The following is an 18,969-nucleotide window of genomic DNA, read 5'->3' on the forward strand; positions in this document are numbered from 1 at the left end:
AAGCGAGGCTGGCGCACGATTAGCAACAGAGCCCCGTTACTCCAGGAACGTGGGTTGGAGCGACCACTTGCCCCAACCCGGCATCGCGATGCGCAGGGTGTGCTGGTGTATGAGCGCCTGGTGCCGACGGTGGTGGTCGTGCCGCATGCGGCATCGGACCCGCGATGCAGTGCGGGTCCAACCTGTGACCGGCGAGGTGCTACTGCGTGGCGATCGCCGCCACTGGCGCCCGACGCCCCACGGCACGGCGCCATTTCGGCACACGCGGAACACCACTGAAGCCGTAGCGGCCCGACGCACCCTGCGTCGGGCCGATAGGTCTCAGTTGGCCAGCTGGCAGCTGGCCGGCTTGGCCGAGGTGAACAGGCCGGCGGTGGCCCATTCGGGATGGTCGACGAACGGGTTGCGGTTGCCCTGGAAGCTGAAGATCACCTGGTTGCGCGCGCGCTCGGCATCGTCCGGCGGGTCGGCCTGGTGCCAGGCCAGCAAGGTGGACAACAGGCCCATGTAGGCCGACGAGGCCGAGGTCTGCACGATCCGGCTGCGGTCGTCGGTGAGTTCCAGGTCCGGCTCGGACTGGCCGGTGGCCGCATCAAGGCCGCCTTCGTAGCGGATCGCCATGTACATCACCGCGCGCGCCATATCGCCCTTGCGCCGGCCCCACACCTCGAAGGTGCCGCTGTTGCCGTCCGGCGTGCGGACCCAGTTGGAATTGCCCGGATAGCGCCCGCTGCCACCGCCGCTGCCGTCGTTGACCTCGGTCACCCGCTCGCCGCAGCTGCTGGTGCAGGTGGCGTAAGGCTTGTTGCCGCGGTCGGCGTTGAAGGTGGTGTCGGTCAGGTACAGCATGTGGGTATCGGTGTAGGGCGCGTACGGCAGGCCGCGGTCGCCGGTGGCGCTGCCGAAGCCCAGCGAGTTGGGCCAGGTGTGCTCGCGGTTGTAGGTGAGCCCGCTGCCGGTGCCGGCGCGGTCGCTGACCTTGGCGTAGCTGCGGTTGCGGTAGGCGTCCAGGATGCGGCCGCTGTTGTTGGGGTCCTCGTCGGCCATCTCCAGGATGGTCCAGGTGTTGGTGCCGGTCCCGCTGTACGGGTAGACCGTGTGGCCGCGGATGGTGGCGTTGAGCGAGCAGCGCAGCTGGCTGGGGCTGGTGGTGTTCACCCGCGAGTAGTAGCCGGTGCCGCCGCCGCTGGCGGTCGCCACGGTAAACGCGATGGATTGATTGGCCGCCGGGCTCAGCCCGCTGGCATCGCGGATGGCGCTGGCGGTGATCGCCAGGGTGCAGCGCTCGCCGCCGACCAGCGCGGTGTTGGTGGACAGGGTGAAGCGGGTACCGCTGGTCGGGTAGCTGAGCGCCACCGTACCGGAGCTGGCGCAGCGCAGCGCAAAGGCGCCCCCGCTCAGCGTCACTGCTTCGCTGAAGCCAACGCTCAGATCGCCGGCTGCCGGGAAGCCGCTCGCGCCCTGGGCGGGCGTGGTGCTGGTGATCGTCGGCGCGGCGCCGGTTTCGCCGCCACCGCCGCTGCCGTTGAAGGTCTGGCCGCGATTGCACGCGCCGAAGGTCTGCGCTGCCGAGCCCGCCCAGCTGAAGTTGGCTGCGGCACTGCCGGTACCGGTGAGTTGCAGCGAACTGCCCACCGCGCTGCTGTTGCTCTCGCTGACCGGCAGGTTCTGGCTGGTGACACCGCCCGCCGGGCCACCGCTGCCGGTGATGGCGCCTTCGTAGCTCAGGAACTGCACCAGTTGGCCACCCGGGTCCACCAGCGCCACGCCGTCGTTGGGCCCGTTCTGCACGCCGTTGCTGGCGTAGCTGACGGTGGCAATGCGCACCTGGCTGCCGCAGCTGATCAGGCTGCCGGCCGGGACCGCCGTGTTGGCATAGACGGTTGCCGCACTGGGCGCGCTGCCGTTGTACAGGTAGATGCGGTAGCCGCTCAGCGATTCGCCGGCGGTGGCCACCACTTCCACGCCTTCGCCGGTGTCGCCGGAGGCGCCTGCGTCGTCGTAATGCAGTTCATTGATGAACACCGCCGCATTGGCGGAGGTGACGGTCAGCGCAAACGCGCAGGCCAGGGGAAGGGTGCAACGCAGCGATACAGCACGGGACGGCAACCTCATCGACAGCTCCTTGTGATCGGGGAATGCGTTCCCGACTGTAGAGGCTGCGCATGACAAGTGATGGAACCTGGTTCCATTTTTAGAGCGAGTGGCGCCCGGGCGGCAGTGGCCTCGGATCGGCAAATGGATGGTCGCCTGCAGCCAGTGACGGCACCCGCGCACGGTGTCCGTCTTCCTTCGTGCGATCCCCGCCCGGCCGACAACGGTTCGCTGCGTTCTGCCGCCGCCGCCCGGCCTCCGAAGGAGACCAGCCGAAGAAAAAATTTTGCGTCCGGCCCTTGAAACCCGCCCGCGCAGCACAATCTCTGGCCCGCACCCGCTCTGTCGGGTTTTTTCCGCGCGCTGTGCTGGCAGTCGTCACATACGAGTGCTAACATCGCCGATAATTTCCAGGCCAATCAATCACTTAAGAGGGTCTTTCTCTATGAGCATCAAGCCGCTTCACGACCGCGTTGTAGTCAAGCCGATCGAAGCCGACGAAGTTTCCGCCGGCGGCATCGTGATCCCGGACTCCGCCAAGGAAAAGTCCACCAAGGGTGAAGTCGTCGCCATCGGCGCCGGCAAGCCCCTGGACAACGGCAGCCTGCGCGCGCCGGTGGTCAAGGTCGGCGACAAGGTCATCTACGGCCAGTACGCCGGCAGCAGCTACAAGTCCGAAGGCGTCGAGTACAAGGTGCTGCGCGAAGACGACATTCTGGCCGTCATCGGCTGATCAGGCGCTATGCGCCGGGAATCGGGAGTTGGGAATCGGGAATAGGCAAAGCGGCTAGCGCCCTTCGCCATCCACCCCGCCCCGATTCACGCTGTTGATCTACCGATTCCCCATTTCCTATTCCCCATTTCCGGAGTTACATACAAATGGCTGCTAAAGACATTCGTTTCGGTGAAGACGCACGTACCCGTATGGTTCGTGGCGTGAACGTGCTTGCCAATGCCGTCAAGGCCACCCTGGGCCCGAAGGGCCGCAACGTCGTGCTCGAAAAGAGCTTCGGCGCGCCGACCATCACCAAGGACGGCGTCTCCGTCGCCAAGGAAATCGAACTGGCTGACAAGTTCGAGAACATGGGCGCGCAGATGGTCAAGGAAGTTGCTTCCAAGACCAATGACAACGCTGGCGACGGCACCACCACCGCCACCGTGCTGGCCCAGGCCCTGATCCGCGAAGGCGCCAAGGCCGTGGCCGCCGGCATGAACCCGATGGACCTCAAGCGCGGTATCGACCAGGCCGTCAAGGCCGCCGTCATCGAGCTGAAGAACATCTCCAAGCCCACCACCGACGACAAGGCGATTGCCCAGGTCGGCACCATCTCGGCCAACTCGGACGAATCGATCGGCAACATCATTGCCGAAGCGATGCAGAAGGTCGGCAAGGAAGGCGTGATCACCGTTGAAGAAGGCTCGGGCCTGGAAAACGAGCTGGACGTGGTCGAGGGCATGCAGTTCGATCGCGGCTATCTCTCCCCGTACTTCATCAACAACCAGCAGAGCCAGTCGGCCGACCTGGACGACCCGTTCATCCTGCTGCACGACAAGAAGATCTCCAACGTGCGCGATCTGCTGCCCGTGCTGGAAGGCGTGGCCAAGGCCGGCAAGCCGCTGCTGATCGTGGCTGAAGAAGTCGAAGGCGAAGCGCTGGCGACGCTGGTGGTCAACACCATCCGCGGCATCGTCAAGGTCGTAGCCGTCAAGGCCCCGGGCTTCGGCGACCGTCGCAAGGCGATGCTGGAAGACATGGCCGTGCTGACCGGCGGCACCGTGATCTCCGAGGAAGTGGGCCTGGCGCTTGAGAAGGCGACCATCAAGGACCTGGGCCGCGCGAAGAAGGTGCAGGTTTCCAAGGAAAACACCACCATCATCGACGGTGCTGGCGATTCGGCCGCGATCGAGTCGCGCGTCGGCCAGATCAAGACCCAGATCGAAGACACCTCGTCCGACTACGACCGCGAGAAGCTGCAGGAACGCGTGGCCAAGCTGGCCGGCGGCGTTGCAGTGATCAAGGTCGGCGCGTCGACCGAAATCGAAATGAAGGAAAAGAAGGCCCGCGTCGAAGACGCCCTGCACGCCACCCGTGCAGCGGTCGAAGAAGGCGTGGTCCCGGGCGGCGGCGTGGCCCTGGTGCGTGCGCTGGTGGCCGTCGGTAACCTGACCGGTGCCAACGAAGACCAGACCCACGGCATCCAGATCGCCCTGCGCGCCATGGAAGCCCCGCTGCGCGAAATCGTGGCCAATGCCGGCGAAGAGCCGTCCGTGATCCTGAACAAGGTCAAGGAAGGCACCGGCAACTACGGCTACAACGCGGCCAACGGCGAGTTCGGCGACATGGTCGAGTTCGGCATCCTGGACCCGACCAAGGTCACCCGTTCGGCGCTGCAGAACGCAGCCTCGATCGCCGGCCTGATGATCACCACCGAAGCCATGGTGGCCGATGCACCGAAGAAGGACGAGCCGGCGATGCCGGCCGGCGGTGGCATGGGCGGCATGGGCGGCATGGATTTCTGATCCAGCCCCATCGGTTGTCTGTTTGACGAAAAACCCCGCCGAACGGCGGGGTTTTTTTGTGCCGAGCAAGCCGCATCATGCAACGCCGCACATGCTGCCGGGCATGCGATCAACGAAGCGGCGATGGAGCCTGCGTGATGGCGTCGTCGCTGCTCGACCCTGCGTCGGTACCGTCGCTCGTCCCCGGAGAAGCCCGCTCCACGGCGTGCTCGGTCTCCTCTTCGATCTCGGTGATGGTGACGCTGCTGCCGGGTCCGGCCTGTGCTGTTTCGCCAGCTTCCCGGATCACGTGCAGGGTGGACTCTCCCGCCGTCTGCAAATATTGATCCAACTGTTCCGGCGTCAGGCTCGTGACATACGCGAGCGTGGTCCGCGACCTCTCCTGCAGCTCTTCTGCAGAGGAGGGAACACTGGTTGCCAACGGCGTGCCATCCGGTCCGGTGAATATGCGGCCAAGCTGCCCCCCGCCCCAGTTCATCGCCAGCTCCGCACCGCGCGCCAGGGGGCCCGGCATCGTCATCGACATCAGCGTCATGACCACGCCAGCGTAGTAGGGCGATGAGGACGATGCTTCGATCAGACTCTGGTCGGCGAAGGATTTGGACAGCTTTTCAACACCGAGCGCAAGCGCCATGACCATGCTGCCCGAGCACATGGCCTTGAAGCGCTCCATCGCGTCCTGGCGGGTCGCATGCTTGTTGAAAACCGACTGCAGCATCACCGTCGTCACGACGGCGGAGTCGGCAAGCAGGTCGACCGTGCCGATCCGATCTGGCTGGATCAGGTAGACGGTCAGCGCGGTGACCCCGATACCCAGCATGGCCATGGGCAGTTTCGCGTAGACATCGTGGTTGGCCACCTGGCGCGGAATTGCCGATGGCTGGTCTTGATCGACCTGAAGAGCGGTATTCAGTCGTTTGCTGCACTGGTCGAGCATTTCCAGCAGATGGGTGCATTGGGCGTTGAGCGTGCGGGTGAGCTCGTGTCCTTCGCTCGGGTCGGTAAAGCGGCGACGCGCCTGTTGGAACGCATCGTGGCCATTCTGCAGCGCAGCGCAAAGACCATTGAGTTCATTGCGCAGCTGCGCGCTGATCTGCCCCGGTGTCAGGCGCGTGCGCAATCGCTCCGCCTGCGTGTGGAAGCCTGCCCGTTGCGCAATGTCCGCCCCCAGATGCGACACCCGGCTCTGCAGCCGATTGCCGAGTGCATTGATGCTGTTCCACAGGAACGGGGTAATCACTATCGCGGCGCAGGCCGTGGAGGCGGCCGCGGCGAACCCCAGATTGTTTTCTACAGCTTCGGCCTGATGCCGCATGGAAGGGTTGCCGAACTTCTTGGGAAGTTCGGTGGTGAGGAATAGCCCATTCAGCAGGATGGCGTAGAAGTGCATTTCGTTGGCATCGCGCCCCAGCTGACCGCCCATCATCGGGAACGGTAGCCCATCGGCGGTCGGCCGCAGGGCCGATGCCGAGAGCGTCATCACGCCCCTGGTTGCTGCAGCGATGCTGTAGGCAAAGGTCTTGGCCTGATTGGCCAGCAGCGGGCTGGGCACCACCAGCGGCCAGAGGTTGACCAGATTGACCAGCGACTTCAGCGCGCGCCCGGTTGCCGGTGTCCCCTGTTCCAGCGGTTGCAGCGCGTCTTCCACCGCCTTGATGTCGCCAAGCAGCTGCTTGCGGAAACGCGCCTCTAGGTCGGGTGCAGCCTCGATGACGGTACGCAGCCGGGTGATCTGCTCCCGGCACGCGGCAAGGCTGCGTGGCGCGCTTTGCTCCGGGTCGGTGTGGCGCACCATGCGCAGAAATGCCGGATCGTCCGCATGGATCTGCAGCATGGTGCGCAGGTCCGTCAGCGACCAGAGATTGGATGCCGCATTCCGTAGCGTCCCGGAGAGTTGCAGCGCCCCCTCGGTCAAACCGGAGGCTGCTTTGCGAAACAGAGAACTGGGCGCATGCGCTGTAGGCGACCTGGTCTGCAGCGTGGTGTCTTGGTGCTGTGCCGCATCACTGGGTATGTCTGCTTCGGCGCTCTCGATGTCGGAGCGAGCGGCTGGCGACGAGGGCCTGCTTGCGCGCTTGGGGAGCACGCTAAATCTTGGATCGACGTGGAGTTGGGGTGCCGCATCGTGGGACGTCGGTGGCGATGTCGCCGGGGCCGTTTCCTGTGGGATTTGCTCGCGTAGCCGGCTGTCAGACGCAGCCGCCGCTTGATTCGTTTGCTTGACGTGCATGGGAGATTCCTTGGCGCTATTGGGGGATGTAGATCGGTCCGGTCAGCGAAGGACCATCATCGATAAACCAGGGTGCTAAGCAGAGCCTTTGGAATGTTGCGTGTCGATCCGCAGCGGTTCAGTGCTGTGGTGACTGACGTGCCTGCCATGGCATCGGGGGCCGTGGACTTAGAGCGGCTAACAAGACGACTGCTCGGCCACCAGGCGGGCGCGGTCGGTGCTCGGAACCAGCATGTCACTTGTACGCTCCGAGCCTGGGCGCGCCGGGTTGGCTGTCTTCGACCTCGGTGATCGTGACGCTGCTGCTGGACCCGGCCTGCGCCGCTTCGCCCGCTTCCTGGATCGCTTGCAGGATGGACTCTCCCGCGATCTGCTCATACTTATCCCGCTGTTCCGGTGTCAGGCTAAACAGATACGCCAACGTGGTCCGCGAGTTCTCCTGCAGTTCTTCTGCAGAAGAGGGAACACTGGTTGCCAGCGGTGTGCCATCCGGTCCGGTGAACATGCGGCCAAGCTGGCGTCCTCCCCAGTTCATCGCCAGCTCCGCACCGCGTGCGATCGGGCCCGGCATCGTTACCGCCATCAGCGACATGATGGCTCCTGCATAAAATTGCGCGTTAGGCGAGGACTCAATCAAGCTTTTGTCGGTGAGCGTCTTGGACAATTTCTCTGCGCCCAGTGCAAGGGCAATGACCATGCTGCCACCGCACATGGCCTTGAAGCGGTCCATTGCGTCTTGCCGCGTGGCCTGTTTGTTCCATGCCGACTGCGCCATCACCGCTGTCACGATGCAGGTGTCGCTGAGCAGGTTGATTGTGCCCAACCGATCCGGTTGGACAAGGTAGATGGTCGAGCCGGTCACCGCAGTTGCCAGTACCATCAATGCCACCTTGGAGGAGACATCCTGGTTGGGGATTCCGCGCGGAATACTCGGCGTCTGGTCGCCATCCAGATGCAATACGCTCGCAAGCCGTTTGCTGCACCTGTCCAGCGTTTCCAACAAATGCGTGCATTGCGCATTCACCGTTCTCGTGAGTTCCCGCCCTCCGTCCTGATTGACGAAGCTGCGGCGCGCCTGCTGAAAGGTCTCGCAGGAGGCGTCCAGCTGTTCGCGGATGTTCTGGAGCTGCAAGCGGAGTTCTGCATTGATTTGAGCAGGTGTCAGTCGGGCGCGTAGTTGCTGCGCCTGGTTGTTCAGGCCCGTTGCCTGCGCTGCGGCCGCGCCCAGGCGTGCGGTTTTGTCCAGCAGACTATTGCCGAGCTTACTGAGGCTGTTCCACAGGAATGGGGTCAGCATGATGGCCGTGAAGCTCACCGAAATGCCTGCGGCATAGCCCATATTTTGGCTGACCGCCTCAGCGTTTTTGCGCAACGTCGGATCGCCGAATTTCTTCGGAAGTTCGGTAGTGAGGAACAGCGTGTTGATTAGTACGTTGTAGAGATGCATTTCGTTCGCGTCGCGGCCTAGCTGACCTCCGGCGAGCGGAAACGGCAAGCCGTCAGCACTGGGGCGTAACGCTGCGGCCGACATACCGAGCACCCCCTTGGTGGCGGTGGACATCGTGAATGCGAAGGTTTTGGCTTGATTGGCCATCAGCGGGCTGGGAACCACGATCGGCCAGAAATTGATGAGGTTGCCAATCGATTTCAGTGCGCGTGAGGCGACCGGTGTGGTGTGATCGAGCGGATGCAGGGCCTTCAGCACCTCCTTGACGTCGCCCAGTAGCTGGTTGCGCTGATGTGGTGCAAGCCCCTCTGCAGTTTCGATGAGCCGGCCTAGTTCCTGCATCTGCTGGCGGCAGGACGACAAAGTATGTGGCGCCAGTTGTTCCGGATCGTCGCCCTTTAGGACTGCCAGAAACGCGGGATCGTCTGCATTGATCTGCAGCATGGTGCGCAGGTCCATCAGCGACCAGAGATCGGATGCCCCTTTGGATAGCGCACCGTAAGCATGCTGGGCGCCGCTTGCCAACGCAGCGTTTGCGCGCGCGGCAAGTGTCGCGGCAGTGGACTGGCCGGAGGCGCGTTCCGGTGACTGCCGCTGCATGTCAGGGGCGTGCGATGCCGTTGGCGAGGAGCCGTGCATGGAGTTGGAAGTTGACGCGTTCGAACGGCTGCGTGGAGTGAGCGCCGACAAGCTGGGGTTGACCGGTGTGCGCATCGGCGATGTAGGGGGGGGCAACGTCCACTACGGGAGGGGTGTCCGCATGTGATAAAGCGAGAGAAGAGGGTCCTGTGGCTTGCGGCGTCTTGATCTCCATGGATGGTTTCCTTGATGGGGGAATGTCCAGCTCGAAACAGCTGGCGCGCGTGATCATCCGAACAAGCGTGCCCGGCCCGTACAGCGCGGTGCGAAGTGCTGCACTGCGAGAAGAACAGACGGCCACGAGACAACGGCAACTTGTGACTGCGTGGCATGTTTCAGGTCGCCACTTGCGCATGGTCGAGTGCGCTCGGGCCGCGTCAGCCGCCGCGGGGACGGCGCCAAGTCTCTGGATTTGCAATGAACGTCACGGTTTTTAACTGCGTGTTGACACCGATGTCATCGCAGCCTTAGCGTCACTCGGCAGGCGTTTGCGCCGAGCGGTCGGGGGGCCATCGGACAAGGGGCGGCGGTGCATGCATCGCTGGCAGACGTCGTTGCAATGCACTGCCACGCCGGCCGCGTCCGGCTTCTCCCGGGGACCTTATGAACTGCCGCAGTCATCGTCTTGCCTTGTCGATTTCCGTATCCCTTGCGCTGACGGCCGCCGCCGTGCCGCCGGTCATGGCCCAGCAAACCGAGCCGGAGCAACCGCGTGCCACCTCCACCCTGGACGCGGTCAGCGTCACCGGCTCGCGCATCAAGCGGGCGCAGGTCGAAGGCGCGCAGCCGGTGGTCACCATTTCCGCGCAACAGATCCAGCAGGAAGGCTTCGCCACCGTCTACGACGTGCTCAACAGCATGAACCAGCAGGGCTCGGTGGAAGCCGACACCCAATGGGGCTCGCACACGCCCAATGCCTCGCCCATCAACCTGCGTGACCTGGGGCCTGGCCGCACGCTGATGCTGGTCAACGGCCGCCGCGTGGCCGATTACCCGCTGCCCTATGGCGGCGAAAGCAATTTCTCCAACTACAGCAACATTCCCTCGGCCGCAGTGGAGCGCATCGAGATTCTCACCGGCGGCGCGTCGGCCATCTACGGCTCCGACGCGGTTGCTGGTGTGGTCAACGTGATCCTTCGGCGCGACTACCAGGGCGACCAGGTGCGCCTGCGTGGCGGCACCGCCACCGAGGGGGGGCGCGACAGCTTCGATGTCTCGTGGGCCGGCGGGCGCACCGGGGAGAACTGGAGCCTGACCTATGCGCTGCAGGCCACCCGCCGCGATCCGCTGAGCGGGCGCGATCGCCCCGAAATGGACGATTCGGACGACATGTCGTATTCCAACTGGACCGGGCAGAACCGCCGCTACGGCTTCAACCCGTTTACCGGCCTGAGCCTGGTCGACGTCAACACCAACGAGCGCCTCGCGCCGCCGGCCGGCACCTGTGCGCGCTTTGGTGGCGAATTCATCGACGGCCAGCGCCTGAGCTATGACCAGAACACTGGCGCGCTCACCAACGCCGGCGACTACTGCGGCATGGCCAGCGATTACGGCGACTGGGGCCTGGTCACCGGCAGCGAGGATTATTCAGCCTACCTCTACGGCACCTGGAAATTCGGCGACGCGACCGAGGCTTGGGCCACGCTGTCGGCCAACCGCAGCATCGGGCGCTGGACCTACGACCCGCCCTATGTGTTGCTCGGGCCGTTTCAGGATGCGCGCACCGGGCGTTCGTTGAATGCCATCCGCCAGCTCACCCGCCGCGAGGCCGGCGGCTGGGATCGGCTGGCCAACTACAACAAGGAGCAGTCCTGGGACCTGGGCGCTGGCCTGCGCGGCGTATGGGCCGACCGCTTCGACTGGGAACTGAGCGTAGGCCGTTCGCGCTACACCGTGGACGAATACATCCGCACCGTGGATACCGCGCGCGCCACCGATTATTTTCTCGGCAGCCCGCTCGGCACCGGTGCCGATGGCAACCCGATCTACGCGGTCAACGAAGCGCGCTGGTACACGCCGTTGTCCGGTAACGAGTACGACGACCTGGTCGCCAAGTCGCATAACTCGGCGTACTCGTGGGTCAACCAAGCCAGCTTCAGCCTCAGCGGCGACGTGGTGCAGGGCTGGGCCGGGCCGATCCGCTTCGCCACCGTGGCCGAAGTTGCCAAGCAGGGCTATCAACTCTCGCCGGACCCGTGCGCCAACGAGTGCTACCCGGTGGATGTGGTCGACAGTGGTGGTGGCGAGCGCCTGCGCAGTTCGGCCGGGCTGGAATTCCAGATCCCGCTGCTGTCCACGCTCAGTGCCAATATCGCCGGCCGCTACGACCGTTACAGCAACTACCGCTCGTCCGCGGCGATCCAGACCGAAGTGGGCGAACAGAGCGACACCACCTGGAGCGCGGGCCTGGAATGGCGGCCGGTGGAAAGCCTGCTGCTGCGCAGCACGCTGGCCACCAGCTTCCGCGCACCGGACATGCACTACGTGCTGGGCGAGCCCAGCTCCACCAACCAGACGGTCATCGACCAGTACCGCTGCATCACCTCCGGCGCGTACCAGACCGGCGGCTGCAACGACGAAAACAGCAACATCTTCTACACCGTGGACGTGAACCGGCGCGGCACCCCGGACCTGCGTTCGGAAACCGGCCGCTCGTTCACTGGTGGGGTGGTGTGGGACATCGCGCAGGGATTGTCGTTGAGCGTGGACTACTACCGCATCCAGCTGGAGGAAATGATCAAGGACCTGGACCGCGACGAGATCCTGTCGGCCGAAGCCGGCTGCCGCACCGGCACCACCATCAGCGGCGGCGCCTGGAACAACCCCGGCGGCGCCGGCTACTGCGACACCATCACCTCGCGCGTGACGCGCAATGCCGACGGCACCATCGCCAGCATCGAACGCGGCCCGATCAACCTGGCGCAGATGGAAACCTCCGGTATCGACGCATCGCTGAAATATCGCCTTGCCACCGCCGGTTGGGGCAACTTCCAGCTGTCGCTGGACTACAACAACCTGATCGCCTACCGCGAACAGATCTACCGCACCGACAGCGATGAAAATCGCCGCGACGAACGCGTACGCAGCCGCGTACGTGGCAGCGTGCATTGGGACAATGGCGGCGCCTGGGACTGGACGGTGTACTTCCGCCGGCTCGGCTCGATGCGTGCGGTCAACTGGGGCACCTGCGCACGCTTCGACGATGGCTATCAGCCCAGCGCCTCCGACGAGTGCCTGGTCACCGATACCGGCAACGTGAATCTGGGCCAGACCAGCAAGCGCTATTTCGGCCGCGTGGGCCCGGCGATCTACTGGAACCTGAGCACCGGCTACAAGATCACCGACCATGCCAAGGTCAATCTCTACGTCAACAACGTGTTCAACGAAGTGGGCTATGAGAACAAGGAGCGCTTCTACGGCTACGGCTTCTACAACACCACGCTGTTCAACCCGATCGGCCGCGAAGTGGCGGCCGAGTATGTATTTACGTTCTGAGTGAGTCATCCCGCTGCACGCCATGGCCTCATCGCCGTGGCGTGCAGCGAGGCGTTGCGGTGGTGCACTCAGGCGCGCCTTAATGACCCGCAAGACGCCATATCAGGCAACACGCGATGCGGTTCGGCGCAAGCTTGCCAAGGCGCGCGTGGCGATATCGCGCATCTGATGAAGCGATATATCAGGCTCGGCCGGGTAGTAAGTAATTAATTTTTAGGGGGTTTCGGAATCTAGAGATACATCAAGTATTTGTGGGTGAAACGAGATTTTCGGTGTATCGAGCTGGAACACTGTCCGGAGCACCACCTTGCACACAGCTGGACGGTCCGGCGATACGTAAGAAACCACAAGCGTCGCAGTGCGGCACCGTTCATGTCACAACTTCCGGACGCGGTGTGCGCATCCGTTTACCGCGAAGAGCGGGTCTGAAACGCCGCTTGGTGTGCCGGGGTGAGGGCGCGTCCTGCGCCAGTGCATCCGCTTTCACGCAGGTGAATCTCCACGCCATCGCCTTGAGCGCACTGCGCCAGGCACGCGCGGCAACACGCCGTGACACTGCCGCTGCAGGTAAGGAAGTCGGCACGTCAGCAATCGATCGGATTGCGTCCCGTCGCGCTGACCAATCGTTGCTGCCATGCGCCTGCCTGTCCGTCGCGCCCCCGTCGATTGCGTCGGCGCGCATGGTCCGTTGCCGATGAAACAGTGGCAACGTGCAAAAACGCGTGGTATCAATGCATCCCATGAACGCACCCCACAGCCAGTTTTATTTTTGGTACTACGGTTTTCCGATGCCGCTGGCGGAGGACGGATTGCGCTCACCCTGAAGAACCCTTCAGCAGCATTCCCGAAAAGCCGCCAGCGCACACTGGCGGCTTTTTTGTTGCCGCCTCGCCTGGCTCCCCGATGTAACCGCCGACCCGAGACACTGTTATGCCGCCTGTGACCGATGACCTGCGTATCCGCAAGATCGAAGCCCTTGCACCGCCTTCGCAACTGCTGTCGCTGCTGCCCTGCGACGAGCGCGCCTCCGACACCGTCACCAACTCGCGCGCCGCGCTGCACGAGATCCTGCACGGCCGCGACGACCGCCTGGCGGTGGTGATCGGGCCCTGCTCGATCCACGACCCGGTTGCGGCAATGGACTACGCGCACCGGTTGCGCCCATTGCGCGAGCAGTTCGGCGACGCGCTGGAGATCGTGATGCGGGTGTACTTCGAGAAGCCGCGCACCACCATCGGCTGGAAGGGACTGATCAACGATCCGGACCTGGACGGCAGCTTCCAGATCAACAAGGGCTTGCGCGTGGCGCGCGGCCTGCTGCGCGACATCAACAACCTCGGTTTGCCGGCGGGTGTGGAATTTCTCGACATCATTTCGCCGCAATACATCGCCGACCTCGTGGCCTGGGGCGCAATCGGCGCACGCACCACCGAAAGCCAGGTGCATCGCGAAATGGCCTCGGGCCTGTCGTGCCCGGTGGGATTCAAGAACGGCACCGGCGGCGACGTCAAGATTGCGGTGGATGCCGTGGGTGCGGCCTCGCATCCGCATCATTTCCTGGCCGTGACCAAGGACGGCCAAACCGCAGTGGCAGCCACGGCGGGCAACCCGGATTGCCATGTAATCCTGCGCGGCGGCAAGGTGCCCAACTTCGATGCGGCCAGTGTGGAATTGGCCAGCCAGGTGCTGAACAAATCCGGCCTGCCGGCGCGGCTGATGATCGACGCCAGCCACGCCAATAGCGGCAAGAATCCCGACAACCAGCCCAAGGTGATCGATGACATCGCGCTGCAGCTGGAAGGCGGCGAGACGCGCATCGTTGGCGTCATGGTCGAGAGCCATCTGGTCGGCGGCCGGCAGGAACTCGTTTCAGGCTGCGAACTGACCTACGGCCAGAGCATCACCGACGGCTGCCTGGACTGGGACACATCGGTACAGGTGCTTGAGCGATTGGCCACTGCAGTCCGCGCCCGTCGCGCGCGGCGGATTGCCGAGGCTGCGTGAGCCTGGACAGCCCAGTCGCGGGCTGATGGCAAGGCGCCGTGTTGGTTAGCTGGCGGAGACAGTGCCAGGCCTGGTCCTGGCGCTACGCGCCATCTTCTCCCGATGGGAGAAGGCCAGCGCCGCTGCCTCTTCTGACAGGAGGAAAGCGGCGTGCATCGCCGCGACGAAAGGGCCTTGTTTCGAGGAAAAGAAAACCACCGTGCCTGCGCGAAAGGGTCGCGGCGACGGCGCGGCAGAGAACCTCATCCGTCGTCGCAACCATCAGCCTTGGCCAAAAAAGCGCCGGACCGGCGCGGGGCCGGTCCGGCGCTTTGAACAACACCACCCACTGGTGACCCGTCGCTGCGGCGGCTAGGGGGGAGCCGTTTTGCGCCGCCAGCGTACGGGCAGAAACGTTATCCCTCGCGCGTATGGCCTGCGCATGTCGCTGCATGGCACAGGCAGACATGAAGTTTCGAAAGAGTTAATCGGTGTCGCAGCGGTGCTTCACTTGCGTACATCGGTGCAGCCTTGACTGCGCAGCCCAACAGCTACGCAGGCGCGCCACTTCAGCCCAGCATGTCGCCGGTGTCGAGCCAACGCTGATGCCAGGCCAATGACTCGCTCAACAGGTGCGGGGTGTGCTTGCCATAGCTGTCACGATTGGCGCGCGCCACGTAGTCTTCCAATGCGTCGCGATAACGCGGATGCACGCAATGATCGAGCAACTGGCGCGCGCGCTGCTTGGGCGTTAGCCCGCGCAGATCGGCCAGGCCTTGCTCGGTGACGATCACCGAGACGTCGTGTTCGGTGTGGTCGACGTGGCTGACCATCGGCACGATTGACGAGATGCTGCCGGCCTTGGCGATGCTGGGGCTCAAAAAAATCGACAGAAAGCCGTTGCGCGCAAAATCGCCCGAGCCGCCAATGCCGTTCATGATGCGGCTGCCCATGACGTGGGTGGAATTGACGTTGCCGTACAGGTCCGCTTCGATCATGCCATTCATGCCGATGCACCCGAGCCGGCGCACCAGTTCCGGATGGTTGGAGATCTCCTGCGTGCGCATCACGATGCGCTGCCGGTAGAAATCGATGTTGCGCTTGAATTCCTCGTTGCCCTCCGGGCTCAGCGCAAATCCGGTACACGAGGCGTAACGCAGCACGCCATCGCGCAACAACGCCAGCAGGCCGTCCTGGATCACTTCGGTGAACGCTTCCAGCTCGCGGAAGCCGCTGCGCGCAAGACCCGCAAGTACCGCATTGGGGATATTGCCCACGCCCGATTGCAGCGGCAGCAGATTGGTCGGTAGCCGTCCCTTGCGCACTTCGTGACGCAGGAAGTCGATCAGATGTTCGGCGATGCGCTCACTGTTGGCGTCGGCAGCGGCAAACGGACTGTTGCGGTCCGGCCCGTGCGTTCGCACCACCGCCACGATCTTGTCCGGGTCGCAACGCAGGCTGGTCTCGCCGATGCGGTCGTCGCCATGCAGCAAGGGGATCGGCTTGCGCTGCGGCGGCAATGCGGTGCCGTAGTAGATATCGTGCATGCCGTCCAGGCCGGCCGGCTGCCAGTCGTTGACCTCGATGATGACCTTCGCGGCCAGGTCCAGCCAGGTCTTGTTGTTGCCAACCGATGTCGACGGCACCAGGCTGCCATCGGCGCGGATACCCGACACCTCCACCACCGCGGTATCGATTTGCCCGTAGAAGCCGAACCACACGTGTTGCGCCACGTGGCTGAGATGGATGTCGATGTAATCCAGCGTGCCGGCGTTGATGCGCTCGCGCGCATCGGGGTCGGACTGGAACGGCATACGCATGGCGATGCCATCGGCCTTGGCCAGCGCGCCATCGAGTTCCGGCGCGGTGGAAGCGCCGGTCATCAGCTTGATCTGAAAGGCGTCGCCCAGCAGGTGCGCCGCTTCGATGCGCTGCGCCAGCGCCATCGGCACCGCCTTGGGGTAGCCGGAGCCGGTGAAACCGCTCATCGCCACAGTCTCGCCCGGTTGGATCAGCGCAGCGGCTGCGTCGGCAGAGACCAGGCGGTCGCGCAGCGGCGCGTACAGGATGCGTTCGTCGGACATGGTGGGCACAGCGGCAACGGGGGGAAGCCCATTATCGCCGCTGCAGGCCTCTGGCCGCGTGCGACCTTGGTGCAATGGCCAATGATGCCTGCATCCATTGACCACACGACTGGAACCGCTGCGCTCGTCGCGAGCCGGACGCGGCTGCGACCCACCGGTGTGTGACGCGCGCAGGCTGCTACGCGGGTTTTAGCGCTCGCCTGAGAGCGGCTTCCCGGTGTTGTGCGCGCTCAGCGTTCACGCCTCACCGTCGGCGCACCCGCGATAGTGGTGGCAGACTCTTCTTTGCCTGCGCCCATGCCCTCTCTTCGCGAACGCTTTCAGCGCTGGCCACGGCCGTGGCGGCTCGCAGTGCTTGTGCTGTTGGCGCTGTACGCGCTGTATCTGGTCGCCGGCAATGTGTTCCTCAACACGCCGTTGTTCGATGCCACCACCAACCGGCAGCCGCATAAGTTCACCATGCAAACCGGCCCGGCGCTGACGCTGTTCCCGGGCGAGGTAATGGCCTGGAATGTGCGCATGCGCGGGCAAGCCAATCGCACCGTGTACGTCTTCCACGCCGATCGTGCGCATGCGCGCATCGCGTTGCTGGCACTGTTCCGGCGTGAGGTCCGTCTGCCGTGGCTGCATGCCACCGGCCTGAGCGCGGAAGTGGAAACGTCCGACACGCCCATTCCGCCACCGCCGCGTGGCGACCAGGGCTGGACGCTGCGCTTCGATGCGATCAGCAGCAACAGCATCCGCAGTGCGCGGCTGGGCAAATTGCTGATCGCCGGCAACGGTCACGGCACGGTCGGCTTCTTGAAACAGCTCAAGGGCGGGCCGTCGGAACTGTTCCCGTCCGAGGCGGGCTTTACCGATGCGGTGGTCAGCTTCGATGGCGTGCAGGTGTTCAATGGCGCGCAGCTGGATGCGCAGTTTCAGTTTCCGCGTCACTACCGCGATGAGGCGCCCGGTCTGCGCAAGCTTGGCATCACCCATGCCCGCCTGCAGTTGCACGCCAGTACGGTGGCATTGAAGATCGATACCGGCGCGCCGCACGTAGACATCCGCAGCGGGCCATCGGCGGCGCGTGTGGAGGCAGACATCACGCTGGACCGTGGCGCGCTGCAACCAGGGAGCCACGCGACGTGGCGGCTGCCATTGATGGCCGGCGTCGGTGCCACCGACCGCGGCATGCTGGCGCTGCAGCTGGACGTGGCGCAGGACATCCGCGTGCAGGCGCGGTTGCCGCGCGATGCAGACACCGGCAGCGAACTGCACGCGGATCTGCGCGTTGCCGGCCGCAGCATTCCCTTTCAGGAGCCGGCACAGATCCTGCCGCGGCTGTCGGGCCAGGTGCAGGGGCGCTGGAAGTTCGAATCCTTGAACTGGATCGCCGAGCTGTTCGTTCGCAAGCCGTGGTTTGAGCTGGACGGCGGTGGCCTGGTGGAGGCCAACCTGCGCCTGGCGCAAGGCCGGCTGACCAGCGGCAGCAGCCTGGAGATTCCGCGTGTCGAGGCGGTGGCGCAGGTGTTCGACACGCGCCTGACCGGTATTGCCAGTGCGCGCGGCCGCATCGACGATGCCGCCACCCCGCAGGCGCATCTGGATGTGAGCATTCCCACGTTCCGCGCCGCGCCGCGCGATGCGCCCAGACAGATCCTGCTGGATGGCCGTGATCTGCAGCTGGCCATGCATGGCGACGCGGAACTGGCGCGCCTGCGCGACACGCTCAAGGCGCAGCTGCGTTTCAACGATGCGAAGGTACCCGACCTGACGGTCTACAACCGCTATCTGTCCGGTAAAGCCGTGCGCCTGCTCGGCGGCAGCGGCAGCCTGACCGGCGATGTCGCACTCAACGCCTCCGGCGATGTCGGCAGCGGCCATGCGCATCTGCGGGGGCAGGGCGCGCATTTGGCGCTGGCCGGGGTGCACATGCGTGGCGATGCCGAACTGCAGGCGCAGCTGCAACGTGCCGACTTCAAGAATAAATTTTTCGACCTGAGCGGCACGCGCGTGCGGCTGCGCAACATGCGTGTGGGCGAGGACGCTGCCGATGCCAATTGGTGGGGCGAGTTGCAGGTCGGGGCCGGCACCATCCAGGCCAGTGCCCCATTCCAGCTGGATGCCGAAGCGGCACTCCGCATGCGCGATGCGGCGCCGCTGTTGTCGGTGTTCGCGCAACGCGCTGACTATCCGCGCTGGGTGGTGGGCTTGCTGGATTCGGGCGAGCTCGATGCCACCGGACGCGTGCGCTGGCGCAAGCAACAACTGACGGTCGACGACCTGCATGCGGAAAATGCGCGCCTGTCGTTGCGTGCGCGCCTGGCCCTGGACGACGACACGCGCCGCGGCAATCTGTACCTGCGCTGGGGCGTGCTCGGCGCCGGCATCGAACTGGATGGCGAGCAGCGTCAGTGGCATCTGGCCGGCGCACGCGAGTGGTACGACAAGCAGCCGGGTCTGCTGCCGCCGGTGTCCAAGCGTAAGTAACG

The 18,969-nt window shown here is 64.6% G+C and carries 8 protein-coding genes and 1 pseudogene; 5 read left to right on the forward strand and 4 right to left on the reverse strand.

Translation table 11 applies throughout. The features are described from left to right. Window positions 1-321: 321 nt before the first annotated feature. On the reverse strand, window positions 322-2,115 hold the full coding sequence (locus tag BJD12_RS15315; protein WP_005997576.1) for an endonuclease: 1,794 nt from the start codon (window positions 2,113-2,115) through the stop codon (window positions 322-324). Window positions 2,116-2,539: 424 nt separating this feature from the next. Here BJD12_RS15315 and BJD12_RS15320 point away from each other — a divergent pair, with 424 nt between their 5' ends. Then, the gene (locus BJD12_RS15320; RefSeq protein ID WP_003483210.1) at window positions 2,540-2,827 is read left to right on the forward strand and encodes a co-chaperone GroES; all 288 of its coding nucleotides are present in this window, start codon (window positions 2,540-2,542) and stop codon (window positions 2,825-2,827) included. A gap of 146 nt (window positions 2,828-2,973) precedes the next feature. Further along, entirely contained in the window at window positions 2,974-4,614 is a 1,641-nt protein-coding gene (gene groL, locus BJD12_RS15325) for a chaperonin GroEL (protein ID WP_039421754.1), read from the forward strand. Window positions 4,615-4,723: 109 nt separating this feature from the next. On the opposite strand, the gene xopX (BJD12_RS15330) is transcribed toward groL, so the two are convergent. Further along, window positions 4,724-6,844, reverse strand: coding sequence for a XopX family type III secretion system effector (xopX, locus tag BJD12_RS15330; RefSeq protein WP_080763079.1), 2,121 nt, complete (start codon window positions 6,842-6,844; stop codon window positions 4,724-4,726). A 235-nt stretch (window positions 6,845-7,079) separates the two neighbouring features. Beyond that, window positions 7,080-9,105, reverse strand: a pseudogene (xopX, locus tag BJD12_RS15335) (XopX family type III secretion system effector). Window positions 9,106-9,611: 506 nt separating this feature from the next. Here xopX (BJD12_RS15335) and BJD12_RS15340 point away from each other — a divergent pair. Both BJD12_RS15340 and BJD12_RS15345 read left to right on the forward strand, forming a co-directional pair. Next, window positions 9,612-12,425, forward strand: coding sequence for a TonB-dependent receptor plug domain-containing protein (locus tag BJD12_RS15340; protein ID WP_042828352.1), 2,814 nt, complete (start codon window positions 9,612-9,614; stop codon window positions 12,423-12,425). A gap of 930 nt (window positions 12,426-13,355) precedes the next feature. Further along, on the forward strand, window positions 13,356-14,429 hold the full coding sequence (locus tag BJD12_RS15345; RefSeq protein ID WP_005995305.1) for a 3-deoxy-7-phosphoheptulonate synthase: 1,074 nt from the start codon (window positions 13,356-13,358) through the stop codon (window positions 14,427-14,429). Window positions 14,430-14,977: 548 nt separating this feature from the next. Here the strand turns inward: BJD12_RS15345 and scpC are convergent. Further along, window positions 14,978-16,492, reverse strand: a complete 1,515-nt coding sequence (gene scpC / locus BJD12_RS15350; protein ID WP_005995307.1) for a succinyl-CoA:acetate CoA-transferase ScpC — start codon at window positions 16,490-16,492, stop codon at window positions 14,978-14,980. A gap of 297 nt (window positions 16,493-16,789) precedes the next feature. On the opposite strand from scpC, the gene BJD12_RS15355 reads away from it, so the two are divergent. After that, a complete protein-coding gene (locus tag BJD12_RS15355) occupies window positions 16,790-18,967 on the forward strand; it encodes a translocation/assembly module TamB domain-containing protein (RefSeq protein WP_042828349.1) in 2,178 nt (725 codons plus the stop codon). The last annotated feature ends 2 nt before the right edge of the window (window positions 18,968-18,969 follow it).

This window comes from Xanthomonas vesicatoria ATCC 35937 (assembly GCF_001908725.1).
Classification (GTDB): domain Bacteria; phylum Pseudomonadota; class Gammaproteobacteria; order Xanthomonadales; family Xanthomonadaceae; genus Xanthomonas; species Xanthomonas vesicatoria.